This window comes from Citrobacter sp. Ct235, assembly GCF_030332305.1.
GTDB classification, from domain to species: Bacteria; Pseudomonadota; Gammaproteobacteria; order Enterobacterales; family Enterobacteriaceae; genus Citrobacter_A; species Citrobacter_A telavivensis.
Window position 1 is genome coordinate 1,409,190 of sequence record NZ_JAOWIC010000049.1, and the last position, 16,270, is coordinate 1,425,459.

Consider the following 16,270-nt stretch of genomic DNA (forward strand, 5'->3'; position numbering starts at 1 on the left):
TGCGATTAGTACAATGATACAGATTACGATGTTAGCTATCAGTTTCTTCATTCAATTACCTTTCCATTGATATTGAATAAAAGTTCTTCATCCTTGATGTATTGTACATATAGTCCTTTGATTACCTGCATTGCCTTACTACAGGAATACGTTGCATACTCAGTGCTTGAGAATTTTCCATTACGATAAACTGTATAGTTACATCCCATGTCAAAGTGACTACCATTTTCCGATACAAATTGATCTTCCATTTCGATCAATGTTGTTGCCTTTGCCTGGGATAAAAATACTGTTGACAATACCAATACGGCGATGATCATTTTCATTTGTTTTCCTTTAATTTGTTTAGTTCATTTACTAATTTTTTAATTCTTTCTTCATACTTCAAATTATCACGTTTAGATTGACGCTCAAGTGAATTGATCCATTGTGATTGGCGATAGATTTTTCCACCAACAAATAAAAGAAGAAGTAAAGCAATTGAAATAAGTTCAGTAACACTCAAAAACATAATTAGTTTTCCTCAATAAATTGTTCCTTATAGTTATTTAGAACTTCTTTGATGAAATCATGCTTATGTTTATCCCTTACTTCTTTCAGATTGTGATTCTTGATTCCATAGTCAGATAACCATTGTTCATAGGCAAAGTTGGCATCATTACTAAAGCGTTTCTTCCCTGATTCATGAATATTGAATACATAGGATTTATAACGTGCATTCATTTCCTTCTTGGGACGTGTTATTGTACTAATCTTTGGAGTTAGTATAATACGGGCTTCTTCATCCGTCATACCTGTACCAACCAGTAATGATACACGTTGTTCAAACAATGCCTTTTCATCAGCTTCGCGGCGTTCACCAATGAGGATACCAGAAGTTGCTACTAATGATTTGAAAACAACATGAGCACTTTCCAGATCCTGTATTGTATTCACGGCTTCATACAGTTCGCTTTCAGAATGTCCCTTTAATACATCTACAAGTTTAATCAGTTCTTTCATTTCTATTTCTCCGGTTTAAATCTATCCAGTAATTGACCATCAAACCGCATTATTAATTGGTTTGTGGTGCATAATGTGTATATTTGACTCTCACTAAGTTTTGGTAACATTTGCATGTATATCAGATGTTCAATATACAGTCGGTTTAGCAGATGAATTCTTCCAAGTCTTTATTAGTATCGGTCATTTATCTTTATCTTTGACCTCTTCACAATACATTGGATAGCACTATCCATATCTTTGTGGAAATGTTTAGAACATGAATAGGGCTTATGTTTATATTCTGGTTTACGTGATAGAGCAACTGCACCAATACGAACTCCATCACGTAATACTTCTACAACATCACCTTTAACTGATACAGATAGTCCCATATCCAACTTCATTTAATACATTCACCCCGCATTAAACTATGAAATACAAAGATACGACCAGAACGAATGATATAAATGTATTGAACACCTTCCACTTCATAACGGATCATAACTTCACCTTTTCAATGTTCATTACATTACAGTTATGACCATGTGTATTGATAAAGGTGTAATGAGCACTATCAACATTGATTGCCTGTACTAACTTTTCACGAATACGATCATTACCAACTGCATAACGTATCTTGAAGGTATCTAATGTTGGTTCAAGCCATACATGAAACAGTTCAGATGGATGTGCTTCAATGCTCTTATTCTTGGATAAGTGAATCCGTACCAGATTCTGAAACTTCTCCACGGCCTGGACAACTTCACGCTTGCCCTTGATTAAAATGTTATCACCTTCACAAAGGACAACAGCGGCGACCTGATTAAAACCGGATTTGGTGATTTTATCACAGTCGCTTTTTACTGGAGTAGATGGAGTAAACAATTTTGAAACAATCGTACCGATGAATTTATACAAACCACCTGTTGAACACTGAACGTTGCCGGAATTGGTGTAGTACTTGAATTTGGTTCCATCGGTTCGGGTATAGTTCACAGACTCAGTTAAATCTGTTCCAGTGGTTTCACCCTGGATGGAATTGTTCAGAATCACTTCCAGTTCTTCTGACTTCTCCAGAACGTTACAGATGCGTTCCAGATAGGCGATCACCTGGTTCCAACGGGTAAAGGCAACTGGGGCGGCGATGGTTACATTTGACTGCTGATAGTAGATGGCAATCTCTTCACAATAGCGTTTCATGGTCATGTTCAGAGTGCCGTTTTTGATGCGGGTGATATCAGCTTTCAGAGTGTTGATTAAGATTTCCATTTTCTTTCCTTTCAGTTGGTTAGGTTGTTTGGTGTCGTTCTTGATACTACGGTGAACATAGTATCGTGATTGTTCGCTATTGCTGATGGGGCCGCAGTGGCATCACCGCGCCGACCGCGAGTCCAGCCTGCTCGGGCACAGCGGCTGTCGTGTTGGCGGGAACGATCTGGATATCGCACTGGCGTTTAAACACCTGATGCCGCTGCTCGGTATGGGAGGTGAAACGGAAAAAGGGATCGCCCTGCCAGTACTGCCCTGGTGGAATGCGGTGGCAATCAACGATGTCCCGGCGCAAAGTGATTTCTACAGCAGTGCCACGGGCCGCCTGCTGAATGACCTGGTGCGCGATGCCCGCGAACCGGAACTGGTGGCACTGCTGCTGAAGGTCTGGCGTCAGCGTCTCGGCTATCGTCTGGTCCGCCGCGCTGAAGAAGGCAAAATTGCACTGTCCGCCCAGCCCGAGATAAACGCAACGCTCCCGTTTATCCGTGACGATCTGGCGACCGTTATTAGTCAGCAGGGACTGGAGAGCGCGCTGGAACAGCCGCTCACCCGAATTCTGGAACAGGTGCAACTGGCGCTGGATAACGCCCAGGAAAAACCGGAGGTCATCTATCTGACCGGCGGTAGCGCCCGCTCGCCGCTGATCAAAAAAGCGCTGACCGCCAAACTGCCGGGCATTCCCGTTGCCGGAGGCGATGACTTCGGTTCCGTCACCGCCGGTCTGGCCCGCTGGGCTGAGGTGGTATTCCGCTAAACGCCTCGCATGCTGAATGCGGATGGATTGACATTCCTGTTTGTGTGGCTTAACGTCAGGAGTGAGGGCAAGGGAGGGTTACCCCTCCCCCTGGTGTCTTAGTAAGCCGGTAAGCTAATGACTAAGAGTATCACCAGTATGATGACTAGCCTCATCATAACCCTTTCCTTATTTTGGCCCCTTCCTCGGGAGGGGCTTTCCCGTTCCAGCATCCTGCTGAAATCCGTGGCTTACCTCCTTTTTGCCGTGCCGCCACTGTAGCGCACAATTTTACATACGTTTTATTCGACGATGATTGCTGCGTAGCGCCTCGCAAAGCGCGCCGCCATTCGGATGAATCCGTACCGGGTTTCATAATTCCTCCATTTTTCTCCCTTGATGGCTGACTAAACTAGTATCATTCCGTGAAACGTTTCAGGATGAGAAACTCATAACGATGAAAGGCAGTAACAAATCCCGCTGGACGATCGCCATCGTGGTGGTCATCGCCGCCATCGCCGCATTCTGGTTCTGGCAGAACCGTAGTGAACCGCAGAGCACAGCGCCCGGCGCAACCGGGCAAGCGAAGCCAACGGCTGGCGCAGGTCGTCGCGGCATGCGCTCGGGCCCACTCGCGCCGGTTCAGGCCGCGACCGCCACGGAGCAGGCTGTTCCACGCTATCTCACCGGACTGGGCACGATTACCGCTGCCAACACCGTCACCGTGCGTAGCCGCGTGGATGGACAACTGCTGGCGCTTCATTTTCAGGAAGGACAACAGGTTAAAGCCGGTGACCTGCTGGCGGAGATCGATCCCAGCCAGTTTAAAGTGGCGCTGGCACAGGCGCAGGGCGTCCTGGCGAAAGACAAAGCCACCCTCGCCAACGCGCGGCGCGATCTGGCCCGTTACCAGCAACTGGTCAAAAGCAATTTAGTCTCCCGCCAGGAGCTGGATGCCCAGCAGGCGCTGGTGAGCGAATCCGAGGGCACGATTAAGGCCGATGAGGCCAGCGTCGCCAGCGCGCAACTGCAACTCGACTGGAGTCGCATCACCGCGCCGGTCGATGGTCGTGTCGGTCTGAAACAGGTCGATGTCGGCAATCAGATTTCCAGCGGTGATACCACCGGCATTGTGGTGATCACCCAGACGCATCCCATCGATCTGGTGTTCACCCTGCCAGAAAGCGATATCGCCACCGTGGTACAGGCACAAAAAAGCGGACAGCCGCTGGTGGTTGAAGCCTGGGATCGGACCAACTCGAAAAAGCTCAGCGCGGGTGTGCTGCTGAGTCTGGATAACCAAATCGATGCCACCACAGGAACGATTAAAGTGAAGGCTCGCTTTGATAATCAGGATGACGCGCTGTTCCCGAACCAGTTTGTCAATGCCCGGATGCTGGTCGACACTGAACAAAACGCCGTGGTGATCCCGACCGCCGCCCTGCAAATGGGCAACGAGGGTCACTTCGTCTGGGTGCTGAACGATGAAAATAAGGTCAGTAAGCATCTGGTTAAAACGGGCATTCAGGACAGCCAGAGGGTGGTGATCAGCGCCGGGATTTCGGCAGGCGACCGCGTCGTTACCGATGGGATTGACCGCCTGACGGAAGGGGCGAAAGTGGAAGTGGTGGAAGCACAGACCGCCACCACAACCGATGCAAAAGCCACCAGCCGCGACTACGGTAAGAAAGGAGCACGCTCCTGATGCAGGTGTTACCTCCGAGCAGCACAGGCGGCCCGTCGCGCCTGTTTATTATGCGTCCTGTCGCCACCACGCTGCTGATGGTGGCAATTCTTCTCGCCGGGATCATTGGCTATCGTTTCCTGCCCGTCTCTGCGCTGCCAGAGGTGGACTACCCCACCATTCAGGTGGTAACGCTGTATCCTGGCGCCAGCCCGGACGTGATGACCTCTGCGGTTACCGCACCGCTGGAACGGCAGTTTGGTCAGATGTCTGGTCTGAAGCAGATGTCGTCGCAAAGCTCCGGCGGCGCATCGGTGGTGACCCTCCAGTTCCAGTTGACTCTGCCGCTGGATGTGGCCGAGCAGGAAGTTCAGGCGGCCATTAACGCCGCCACCAATCTGCTGCCGAGCGACCTGCCAAACCCGCCGGTCTACAGTAAAGTCAACCCTGCCGATCCGCCGATCATGACGCTGGCGGTGACGTCCACCGCCATGCCAATGACTCAGGTGGAAGACATGGTAGAAACCCGCGTAGCGCAGAAGATCTCTCAGGTCTCCGGCGTCGGGTTAGTGACGCTCTCCGGCGGTCAACGCCCGGCGGTCCGCGTGAAGCTCAATGCGCAGGCCATTGCCGCGCTGGGCCTGACCAGCGAAACCGTCCGTACGGCGATTACCGGGGCGAACGTCAACTCCGCCAAAGGCAGCCTCGATGGCCCCACCCGGGCGGTCACGCTCTCGGCAAACGATCAGATGCAGTCCGCCGACGAATACCGCCAGCTTATCATTGCTTATCAAAACGGTGCGCCGGTTCGTCTTGGTGACGTCGCCACCGTTGAACAAGGGGCGGAAAACAGCTGGCTTGGCGCATGGGCAAACAAAGAACAGGCCATTGTGATGAACGTCCAGCGCCAGCCTGGCGCTAACATCATCTCAACGGCAGACAGCATTCATCAGATGCTGCCACAGCTCAAAGAGAGCCTGCCGAAGTCGGTGAACGTAACGGTACTGTCCGATCGCACCACCAATATCCGCGCCTCGGTGAGCGACACCCAGTTCGAGTTAATGCTGGCCATCGCGCTGGTCGTGATGATCATCTATCTGTTCCTGCGCAATATTCCCGCCACCATTATTCCTGGCGTCGCCGTCCCGCTGTCGCTGATCGGGACCTTTGCGGTGATGGTGTTTCTCGATTTCTCTATCAACAATCTGACGCTAATGGCGCTGACCATTGCCACTGGCTTTGTGGTGGATGATGCGATCGTGGTTATCGAAAACATTTCGCGTTACATCGAAAAAGGGGAAAAACCGCTGACGGCCGCGCTGAAGGGGGCTGGCGAAATCGGCTTTACCATTATTTCGTTAACCTTCTCGCTGATTGCGGTCCTGATCCCGCTATTGTTCATGGGCGATATTGTGGGGCGCCTGTTCCGCGAATTTGCCGTGACGCTGGCGGTGGCGATTTTAATCTCCGCCGTGGTGTCGTTAACCCTGACGCCGATGATGTGCGCCAGAATGCTGAGCCAGGAGTCATTGCGTAAGCAAAACCGCTTCTCCCGCGCGTCGGAAAAAATGTTTGAACGCGTGATTGCGGGCTACGGACACTGGCTGGCGAAAGTGCTGAACCATCCGTGGCTGACGCTGAGCGTGGCGCTGGGCACTCTTCTGTTAAGCATCATGCTGTGGGTGTTTATTCCGAAAGGCTTCTTCCCTGTCCAGGATAACGGCATCATTCAGGGCACGCTACAGGCACCGCAGTCCAGTTCCTTTACCAGTATGGCCCAGCGCCAGCGCCAGGTGTCGGATGTGATTCTGAAAGATCCGGCGGTTGAGAGCCTGACCTCCTTTGTCGGCGTCGATGGTACCAACCCGTCGCTGAACAGCGCGCGTCTGCAAATCAACCTGAAGCCGCTCGACGAGCGTGACGACCGCGTCCAGAAAGTGATCGCCCGTTTGCAGGACGCGGTGGCAAGAGTGCCGGGCGTCGTTCTGTATCTGCAACCGACGCAGGATCTGACGATTGATACCCAGGTGAGTCGCACGCAGTATCAGTTCACTCTACAGGCCACCTCGCTGGATGCCCTCAGCACGTGGGTGCCGCAGTTGATGGAAAAACTGCAGGCGTTACCGCAGCTTTCGGACGTCAGCAGCGACTGGCAGGACCAGGGCCTGGTGGCGTATGTGAATGTCGATCGCGACAGCGCCAGTCGGCTGGGGATCAGCATGGCGGATGTCGATAACGCGCTGTATAACGCCTTCGGTCAGCGCCTGATTTCCACTATCTACACCCAGGCGAATCAGTATCGCGTGGTGCTGGAACACGATACCGAAAACACGCCTGGGCTGGCGGCGCTGGATTCAGTCCGTCTGACCAGCAGCGACGGCGGCATGGTACCGCTCAGCGCCATCGCTAAAGTGGAGCAGCGCTTTGCGCCGCTCTCAGTCAATCATCTGGATCAGTTCCCGGTCACCACCATCTCGTTTAACGTTCCGGACGGTTATTCGCTGGGTGATGCGGTCCAGTCGATTCTGGACGCCGAAAAAACGCTGAATCTGCCGGTAGATATCACCACTCAGTTCCAGGGCAGCACCCTCGCCTTCCAGGCAGCGCTAAGCAGCACTATCTGGCTGATTGTTGCGGCGGTGGTGGCGATGTATATCGTGCTCGGCGTGCTGTATGAAAGCTTTATTCATCCGATCACCATTCTCTCAACGCTGCCCACGGCGGGAGTCGGGGCGCTGCTGGCGCTGATGATTGCCGGTAGCGAACTGGGCGTTATCGCCATCATCGGCATTATTTTGCTGATCGGCATCGTGAAGAAGAACGCCATCATGATGATCGACTTTGCCCTTGCCGCTGAGCGCGAACAGGGGATGGCGCCGCGCGAGGCGATTTTCCAGGCCTGTCTGCTGCGCTTTCGTCCGATCCTGATGACCACACTGGCGGCGCTGCTGGGCGCCCTGCCGCTGATGCTGAGTACGGGTGTGGGGGCGGAACTGCGCCGTCCGCTGGGGATCGGCATGGTAGGCGGCTTACTGGTCAGCCAGGTTCTGACGCTTTTCACCACCCCGGTTATCTATCTGCTGTTTGACCGCCTGTCGCTGTATATGAAAAACCGCTTCTCTCACCGGAAAGAGGAGGCGTAAATGAGGTTTTTCGCCCTCTTCATTTACCGTCCGGTGGCGACGATTTTAATCTCCCTCGCCATCACCCTGTGCGGCGTGCTGGGCTTTAGACTGTTGCCCGTCGCCCCGCTGCCGCAGGTCGATTTTCCGGTGATAATGGTCAGCGCGTCGCTGCCGGGTGCCTCGCCAGAGACGATGGCGTCATCCGTAGCCACGCCGCTGGAGCGCTCGCTGGGCCGCATTGCCGGGGTCAGTGAGATGACCTCAAGTAGTTCGCTGGGCAGCACGCGCATCATTCTGCAGTTTAACTTCGATCGCGATATCAACGGCGCAGCGCGGGATGTACAAGCGGCGATTAACGCTGCGCAAAGTCTGCTGCCAAGCGGGATGCCAAGCCGTCCCACCTACCGCAAGGCGAACCCGTCCGACGCGCCGATTATGATTCTGACGCTGACATCAGAAACGTATTCACAGGGTGAGCTGTACGACTTCGCCTCAACCCAACTGGCGCAGACCATCGCGCAAATCGATGGCGTCGGCGATGTCGATGTGGGGGGGAGTTCGCTGCCCGCCGTGCGCGTTGGGTTGAATCCGCAGGCGCTGTTTAACCAGGGCGTCTCGCTGGATGACGTGCGCACGGCCATCAGCAACGCCAACGTGCGTAAACCGCAAGGGGCGCTGGAAGATAGCACGCATCGCTGGCAGATCCAGACTAATGATGAACTCAAAACGGCGGCGGAATATCAGCCTCTGATTATTCACTATAACAATGGCGGTGCCGTACGGCTGGGCGATGTCGCCACGGTGACGGATTCGGTGCAGGATGTACGCAACGCCGGGATGACCAACGCCAAACCGGCGATTTTGCTGATGATCCGCAAGCTGCCGGAAGCCAACATTATCCAGACGGTCGACAGCATCCGGGCCAGACTCCCGGAATTGCAGTCCACCATCCCGGCCTCGATTGATATGCAAATCGCCCAGGACCGCTCGCCAACCATTCGCGCTTCACTGGAAGAGGTCGAACAAACGCTGATCATTTCTGTGGCGCTGGTCATTCTGGTGGTCTTTTTATTCCTGCGCTCCGGACGCGCCACGCTGATCCCTGCCGTGGCGGTTCCGGTTTCGTTAATTGGCACCTTTGCCGCGATGTATCTGTGTGGGTTCAGCCTCAATAACCTGTCGCTGATGGCGCTAACCATCGCCACCGGATTTGTGGTCGATGATGCCATCGTGGTGCTGGAAAATATCTCGCGCCATCTGGAAGCCGGAATGAAACCCTTGCAGGCCGCGCTTCAGGGGACGCGCGAAGTCGGCTTTACCGTGCTGTCCATGAGTCTGTCGCTGGTCGCCGTGTTCTTGCCGTTACTGCTGATGGGCGGGCTGCCGGGGCGATTACTGCGTGAATTTGCCGTCACGCTGTCGGTGGCAATTGGTATTTCACTGCTGGTTTCGCTCACGCTCACCCCGATGATGTGCGGCTGGATGCTGAAATCCAGCCAGCCGCGGGAGCAGAAGCGGCTGCGCGGATTTGGCCGCATGCTGGTCGCGCTGCAACAGGGCTACGGTAAATCGTTGAAATGGGTGCTCAACCATACGCGACTGGTCGGCGTGGTGCTGCTCAGCACCATTGCGCTGAATATCTGGCTCTACATTTCGATCCCGAAAACTTTCTTCCCGGAGCAAGACACCGGCGTACTGATGGGCGGGATTCAGGCCGATCAGAGCATCTCGTTCCAGGCGATGCGCGGCAAGCTCCAGGACTTTATGAAGATCATTCGCGACGACCCGGCGGTGGATAATGTCACCGGGTTTACCGGCGGCTCACGGGTCAACAGCGGGATGATGTTCATCACCCTTAAGTCCCGCGACGAACGTCGGGAGACCGCGCAACAGGTGATTGACCGCCTGCGGGTGAAACTGGCAAAAGAGCCAGGCGCCAATCTGTTCCTGATGGCGGTACAGGATATTCGCGTCGGCGGACGCCAGTCCAATGCCAGCTACCAGTACACGCTGCTGTCAGACGATCTGGCCGCGCTGCGCGAATGGGAACCGAAGATTCGTAAAGCCTTAGCCGCTCTCCCCCAACTGGCAGACGTCAATTCCGATCAACAGGACAATGGGGCGGAGATGAATCTCATCTACGATCGTGAAACCATGTCGCGACTGGGCATTGACGTGCAAGCGGCTAACAGCCTGTTGAACAACGCCTTTGGTCAGCGGCAAATCTCCACCATCTATCAGCCGATGAACCAGTATAAAGTGGTGATGGAAGTCGATCCGCGCTACACCCAGGACATCAGCGCGCTGGAGAAAATGTACGTCATTAACAGCGACGGCAAAGCGATTCCGCTCTCCTGGTTTGCCAAATGGCAACCGGCGAACGCGCCGCTGTCGGTGAATCATCAGGGCCTGTCGGCGGCGTCCACCGTCTCCTTCAACCTGCCAACGGGCTCCTCGCTGTCAGAAGCCAGTGACGCCATTCATCGGGCGATGACCCAGCTTGGCGTACCATCCACCGTGCGCGGCAGTTTTGCCGGTACCGCGCAGGTTTTCCAGGAAACGATGAATTCCCAGGTTATCCTGATCATTGCCGCGATCGCCACGGTCTATATTGTGCTCGGCATGTTGTATGAAAGTTACGTTCATCCGCTGACCATCCTCTCCACCCTTCCCTCGGCTGGGGTGGGCGCGCTGCTGGCGCTGGAGATTTTCGATGCCCCGTTCAGCCTAATCGCCCTGATAGGGATCATGCTATTAATTGGCATCGTGAAGAAAAACGCCATCATGATGGTCGATTTTGCGCTGGAAGCGCAAAGGCATGGCAACCTCACCCCGGAGCAGGCGATTTTCCAGGCCTGTCTGCTGCGCTTTCGTCCGATAATGATGACCACGCTGGCCGCGCTGTTTGGCGCGCTGCCGCTGGTGCTTTCCGGCGGCGACGGTTCTGAACTACGCCAGCCGCTGGGGATTACCATCGTCGGCGGTCTGGTGATGAGCCAGTTGTTAACGCTTTACACCACTCCAGTGGTGTACCTCTTTTTCGACCGTCTGCGGCTGCGTTTTTCGCGTAAACACCGTAAACCGATAACAGAGACATGACAGAACTTCCCAACAGCACCCGCTGGCAACTGTGGATTGTGGCATTCGGCTTTTTTATGCAGTCGCTGGATACCACCATCGTCAATACCGCGCTTCCCTCGATGGCAAAAAGCCTCGGGGAAAGCCCTTTGCATATGCATATGGTCGTGGTTTCGTATGTGCTGACCGTGGCGGTCATGCTGCCTGCCAGCGGTTGGCTGGCGGACAAAATCGGCGTGCGGAACATTTTCTTCACCGCCATTGTGCTGTTTACCCTGGGCTCGCTGTTCTGCGCGGGCTCCAGCACGCTGAATGAACTGGTCATGGCTCGGGTGTTGCAAGGCATCGGCGGAGCCATGATGGTGCCGGTCGGTAGGCTGACGGTGATGAAAATTGTCCCGCGCGAGCAGTACATGGCGGCGATGACGTTTGTCACACTGCCGGGCCAGATTGGTCCGCTGCTCGGCCCGGCACTGGGCGGGATCCTCGTGGAATACGCCTCCTGGCACTGGATTTTCCTGATCAATCTCCCGGTTGGAATCATTGGTGCTATCGCCACGCTGATGCTGATGCCCAACTACACCATGCAAACCCGGCGCTTTGACCTCTCGGGTTTTCTGCTGCTGGCGGCAGGGATGGCGGTCCTGACCATCGCGCTGGACGGCAGCAAGGGAATGGGGATTTCGCCACTCGCCCTCGGCGCGCTGGTGGCGTGCGGTGTGGCGGCCATTTTATTCTATTTGGTACATGCCAAAGGTAATCCGCGGGCGCTGTTCAGCCTCCACCTGTTTCGCACGCCGACCTTCTCGCTGGGGCTGTTCGGCAGTTTCGCCGGGCGCGTCGGCAGCGGCATGTTGCCCTTTATGACGCCGGTCTTTTTGCAAATAGGTCTTGGCTTCTCCCCGTTTCACGCCGGGTTGATGATGATCCCCATGGTGCTCGGCAGTATGGGCATGAAACGTATTGTCGTGCAGGTGGTTAACCGCTTTGGCTATCGGCGGGTGCTGGTGACCACCACGCTTGGGCTATCGGTGGTGACCTTGCTGTTTATGTCCACCGCCCTGCTTGGCTGGTATTACCTGCTGCCGCTGGTGCTGTTTGTTCAGGGCATGGTTAACTCGACGCGTTTCTCCTCCATGAACACCCTGACCCTGAAAGATCTGCCGGATGAGTTAGCCAGCAGCGGGAACAGCCTGTTGTCGATGATTATGCAGCTCTCGATGAGTATCGGCGTTACCGTCGCCGGGTTGCTGCTGGGGATGTTCGGGCAGCAGCACATGACGGTCGATAGCGGAACATCCCATACCGTCTTTATGTACACCTGGCTGTGTATGGCTTTTATCATCGCCTTGCCCGCCGTGATCTTTGCTCGCGTCCCGAATGATACCCACAAAAATGTCGTCATTGCGCGACGTAAAAGGAGAACCTGATGAAGCTCTGGCGACCCGGTATTACCGGCAAACTGTTTCTGGCGATTTTCGCCACCTGCATCGTACTGTTGATCAGTATGCATTGGGCGGTGCGCATCAGCTTCGAGCGAGGGTTCATTGATTACATTAAGAACGGCAACGAACAGCGCCTGACCATGCTCAGCGACGCGTTAGGCGAACAGTACCAGTTGCACGGCAACTGGCGCTTTCTGCGCAATAATGAACGCTTTGTGTTCCAGATCCTCCGCTCATTTGAACATGACAACGACGATGACAAACAGGGGCCCGGTATGCCGCCGCACGGGTGGCGCACGCAGTTCTGGGTGGTGGACCAGGATGCCCATGTGATGGTCGGCCCGCGCGGCCCGGTTCCCAAAGACGGCACGCGGCGTCCCATTCTGGTGAACGGCCTTGAGGTCGGCGCGGTGATCGCCTCCCCCGTCGAACGCCTGACGCGTAACACCGACATCAATTTCGATAAACAGCAGCGGCGTACCAGTTGGCTTATCGTCGCGCTCTCGACGTTGCTGGCGGCGCTGGCGACCTTTCCACTTGCGCGCGGACTGCTGGCCCCGGTCAAACGTCTGGTTGAAGGCACGCACAAACTGGCTGCGGGGGATTTCACCACCCGTGTTACCGCCACCAGTGCCGATGAACTGGGCAAACTGGCGCAGGACTTCAACCAGCTCGCCAGTACGCTGGAAAAGAATCAGCAGATGCGTCGTGACTTTATGGCCGATATCTCGCACGAGCTGCGCACACCGCTGGCGGTCCTGCGCGGTGAACTGGAGGCGATTCAGGATGGGGTGCGAAAATTCACGCCGGAATCGGTAGCCTCGTTACAGGCGGAAGTGGGTACGCTGACCAAACTGGTCGACGATTTGCACCAGCTTTCGATGTCTGACGAAGGCGCGCTGGCCTATCAAAAAACCTCCGTCGATTTAATCCCGCTACTGGAAGTGGCAGGTGGCGCATTCCGTGAACGTTTTGTCAGTCGTGGGCTGACGTTAGAATTTTCCCTGCCCGATAGCGTGACCGTGTTCGGCGATCGCGATCGCCTGATGCAGTTATTCAACAACCTGCTGGAAAACAGCCTTCGTTACACAGACAGCGGCGGCGGATTGCGCATCAGCGCAGAACAGCGAGACAAACGCGTCCTGATCACCTTTGCCGACTCCGCGCCGGGGGTCAGTGACGATCAGCTTCAGAGACTGTTTGAGCGATTCTACCGCACCGAAGGTTCACGCAACCGCGCCAGCGGAGGCTCCGGTCTGGGGCTGGCAATTTGCGTCAACATCGTCGACGCACATAATGGTCACATCCACGCAGCCCATTCGCCTTTTGGCGGGGTTAGCATTACAGTAGAGTTACCGCTGGAACGCGATTTACAGAGAGACGTATGACTGAGTTACCCATTGATGAAAACACACCACGCATCCTGATTGTGGAAGATGAACCCAAGCTGGGACAGTTACTTATCGACTATCTGCGTGCCGCAAGCTATGCCCCGACGCTGATTAGCCATGGCGATCGGGTTCTGCCCTATGTGCGCCAGACCCCGCCGGATCTGATCCTGCTGGACCTGATGCTGCCGGGTACCGACGGCCTGACCCTGTGTCGAGAGATCCGCCGCTTCTCCGAAGTGCCTATTGTGATGGTCACCGCCAAAATTGAGGAGATAGACCGCCTGTTGGGGCTCGAAATCGGCGCGGATGATTACATCTGCAAGCCTTACAGTCCGCGTGAAGTGGTCGCCCGCGTGAAGACCATTCTGCGCCGCTGCAAGCCACAGCGTGAACTACAACAACTGGACGCTGAAAGCCCGCTTGTCGTCGATGAAAGCCGCTTCCAGGCCTCCTGGCGCGGTAAAATGCTTGACCTGACGCCTGCGGAATTCCGCTTGCTCAAGACCCTGTCTCACGAGCCGGGAAAAGTGTTTTCCCGCGAACAGTTGCTGAATCATCTCTACGATGATTACCGCGTGGTGACGGATCGCACCATCGACAGCCACATCAAAAACCTGCGTCGCAAGCTGGAAGCGCTCGACGAAGAGCAGTCATTTATCCGCGCGGTGTATGGCGTCGGGTATCGCTGGGAAGCGGACGCATGCCGGATTGCCTGAGGCTGTAGCGCAAATTGCGGCCCGATAACGCAATACTTATCGGGCCAGGCGTTTTCCTTTACCTCCCTGCCCCGCAGCGCTACAATGCCCGCCCTTAAAGTGAGGACTCTCCTCTAGCCGCTTCATCAGGTGAAGCGGATCTGACCTGTCATCAGAACGAGAAAATTATGTTTAAACCGGAACTCCTTTCCCCGGCGGGAACGCTGAAAAATATGCGTTACGCTTTCGCCTATGGCGCAGATGCCGTCTATGCGGGTCAGCCGCGTTACTCTCTGCGCGTGCGCAATAATGAATTCAACCACGAGAATTTGCAGCTCGGCATTAATGAAGCCCATGAGCTGGGTAAAAAATTCTACGTGGTAGTGAATATCGCGCCGCATAACGCGAAGCTGAAAACCTTTATCCGCGATTTGAAGCCGGTGGTGGAAATGGGTCCGGATGCCCTGATCATGTCTGACCCGGGGCTTATCATGCTGGTGCGTGAAAACTTCCCGGAGATGCCAATTCACCTCTCCGTCCAGGCCAACGCCGTAAACTGGGCCACGGTAAAATTCTGGCACTCGATGGGGCTGACCCGCGTGATTCTGTCTCGCGAGCTGTCGCTGGAAGAGATTGAAGAGATCCGCAATCAGGTGCCGGAGATGGAGATTGAGATCTTCGTTCACGGCGCGCTGTGCATGGCCTACTCTGGCCGCTGCCTGCTCTCTGGCTATATCAATAAGCGCGACCCGAACCAGGGCACCTGCACCAATGCCTGCCGTTGGGAATACAATGTGCAGGAAGGCAAAGAAGATGTGGTCGGTAACATCGTTCACAAATACGAGCCGATCCCGGTACAAAATGTGGAGCCGACGCTGGGTATCGGGGCGCCAACCGATAAAGTGTTTATGATTGAAGAGGCCCAGCGTCCGGGTGAATACATGACCGCGTTCGAAGACGAGCACGGCACCTACATCATGAACTCGAAAGATCTGCGCGCCATCGCCCACGTTGAACGCCTGACACAGATGGGCGTGCATTCGCTGAAAATCGAAGGCCGTACCAAATCCTTCTACTACTGCGCGCGTACCGCACAGGTTTATCGTAAAGCGATTGACGACGCCGCTGCCGGCAAACCGTTTGATCCACAGCTGCTGGAAACGCTGGAAGGCCTGGCGCATCGTGGCTACACCGAAGGTTTCCTGCGTCGCCACACCCATGACGATTATCAAAACTACGAATATGGTTACTCGGTTTCCGAGCGTCAGCAGTTCGTGGGCGAGTTTACCGGTGAGCGGAAAGGCGACCTCGCCGCCGTGGCGGTGAAGAACAAATTCTCCGTTGGCGACAGTCTGGAACTGATGACCCCGCTGGGCAACGTTAACTTCACGTTAGCGCAGATGGAAAACGCCAAGGGCGAGCCGATGCCGGTAGCACCTGGTGACGGTTATACCGTATGGATCCCTGTTCCGCAGGATCTGATGCTGGATTATGCGCTGTTAATGCGCAATTTCTCCGGCGAATCGACGCGTAATCCGCACGCTAAATAGTTAATCAGGGTTATTTTTTCACGCCAGGATGAATCTTAGAAACCGATCACATACCGCTTCGTTCTTTAAGGGTATTATCCATTTCGCTGAAAAACATAACCCATAAATGCTAGCTGTACCAGGAACCACCTCCTTAGCCTGCGTAATCTCCCTTACGCAGGCTTATTTTTTTGCGGCTTAAATCGCGGTACTGATGCGTTGGCTGCACTCACTCACCCTGGTCACATAGTAATTCTATGCTCCCAGGGATTCGTTCATTTGCCGCCTTTCTGTACCGCGATTTAGTTTGCAAAAATAGTATATTGTGTGCGTA

At 54.6% G+C, this 16,270-nt stretch carries 12 protein-coding genes and 1 pseudogene; 8 read left to right on the forward strand and 5 right to left on the reverse strand.

Annotated features, from left to right (window positions below; genetic code table 11):
• Positions 1–47 precede the first annotated feature (47 nt).
• From OGY35_RS23970 to OGY35_RS23985, 4 genes are all read right to left on the reverse strand, one after another.
• Complete coding sequence (locus OGY35_RS23970; protein ID WP_286633663.1) at positions 48–326, reverse strand: hypothetical protein; 279 nt, start codon at positions 324–326, stop codon at positions 48–50.
• Positions 323–511, reverse strand: coding sequence for a hypothetical protein (locus OGY35_RS23975; RefSeq protein WP_199997806.1), 189 nt, complete (start codon positions 509–511; stop codon positions 323–325). The genes OGY35_RS23970 and OGY35_RS23975 overlap by 4 nt, the downstream gene beginning before the upstream one ends.
• Positions 512–513: 2 nt before the next feature.
• On the reverse strand, positions 514–1,002 hold the full coding sequence (locus OGY35_RS23980; protein ID WP_286633664.1) for a hypothetical protein: 489 nt from the start codon (positions 1,000–1,002) through the stop codon (positions 514–516).
• Between the two features lie 480 nt (positions 1,003–1,482).
• Complete coding sequence (locus OGY35_RS23985; RefSeq protein WP_286633665.1) at positions 1,483–2,253, reverse strand: hypothetical protein; 771 nt, start codon at positions 2,251–2,253, stop codon at positions 1,483–1,485.
• 67 nt (positions 2,254–2,320) lie between these two features.
• On the opposite strand from OGY35_RS23985, the pseudogene yegD reads away from it, so the two are divergent.
• Positions 2,321–3,010, forward strand: a pseudogene (gene yegD, locus OGY35_RS23990) (molecular chaperone); the annotation flags it as partial.
• 98 nt (positions 3,011–3,108) lie between these two features.
• Here the strand turns inward: yegD and OGY35_RS24485 are convergent.
• A complete protein-coding gene (locus OGY35_RS24485) occupies positions 3,109–3,222 on the reverse strand; it encodes a type I toxin-antitoxin system Ibs family toxin (RefSeq protein ID WP_155403992.1) in 114 nt (37 codons plus the stop codon).
• Positions 3,223–3,446: 224 nt separating this feature from the next.
• Here OGY35_RS24485 and OGY35_RS23995 point away from each other — a divergent pair, with 224 nt between their 5' ends.
• The 7 genes from OGY35_RS23995 to trhP all read left to right on the forward strand — a co-directional run bounded on the left by OGY35_RS23995 (position 3,447) and on the right by trhP (position 15,957).
• On the forward strand, positions 3,447–4,694 hold the full coding sequence (locus tag OGY35_RS23995; RefSeq protein ID WP_286633666.1) for an MdtA/MuxA family multidrug efflux RND transporter periplasmic adaptor subunit: 1,248 nt from the start codon (positions 3,447–3,449) through the stop codon (positions 4,692–4,694).
• Complete coding sequence (mdtB, locus tag OGY35_RS24000) at positions 4,694–7,816, forward strand: multidrug efflux RND transporter permease subunit MdtB (RefSeq protein WP_286633667.1); 3,123 nt, start codon at positions 4,694–4,696, stop codon at positions 7,814–7,816. Before OGY35_RS23995 ends, mdtB begins: the two co-directional genes overlap by 1 nt.
• Entirely contained in the window at positions 7,817–10,897 is a 3,081-nt protein-coding gene (gene mdtC, locus OGY35_RS24005; protein ID WP_286633668.1) for a multidrug efflux RND transporter permease subunit MdtC, read from the forward strand.
• Positions 10,894–12,306 carry an MFS transporter gene (locus OGY35_RS24010; RefSeq protein ID WP_152403663.1) on the forward strand — a complete coding sequence of 471 codons (1,413 nt, stop codon included), beginning with the start codon at positions 10,894–10,896 and terminating at the stop codon, positions 12,304–12,306. The genes mdtC and OGY35_RS24010 overlap by 4 nt, the downstream gene beginning before the upstream one ends.
• The gene (gene baeS / locus OGY35_RS24015) at positions 12,306–13,709 is read left to right on the forward strand and encodes an envelope stress sensor histidine kinase BaeS (protein ID WP_286633669.1); all 1,404 of its coding nucleotides are present in this window, start codon (positions 12,306–12,308) and stop codon (positions 13,707–13,709) included. The genes OGY35_RS24010 and baeS overlap by 1 nt, the downstream gene beginning before the upstream one ends.
• Positions 13,706–14,428, forward strand: a complete 723-nt coding sequence (gene baeR, locus OGY35_RS24020) for an envelope stress response regulator BaeR (protein ID WP_152403659.1) — start codon at positions 13,706–13,708, stop codon at positions 14,426–14,428. Before baeS ends, baeR begins: the two co-directional genes overlap by 4 nt.
• Before the next feature lie 167 nt (positions 14,429–14,595).
• Positions 14,596–15,957, forward strand: coding sequence for a prephenate-dependent tRNA uridine(34) hydroxylase TrhP (trhP, locus tag OGY35_RS24025; protein ID WP_286633670.1), 1,362 nt, complete (start codon positions 14,596–14,598; stop codon positions 15,955–15,957).
• Positions 15,958–16,270: the final 313 nt, after the last annotated feature.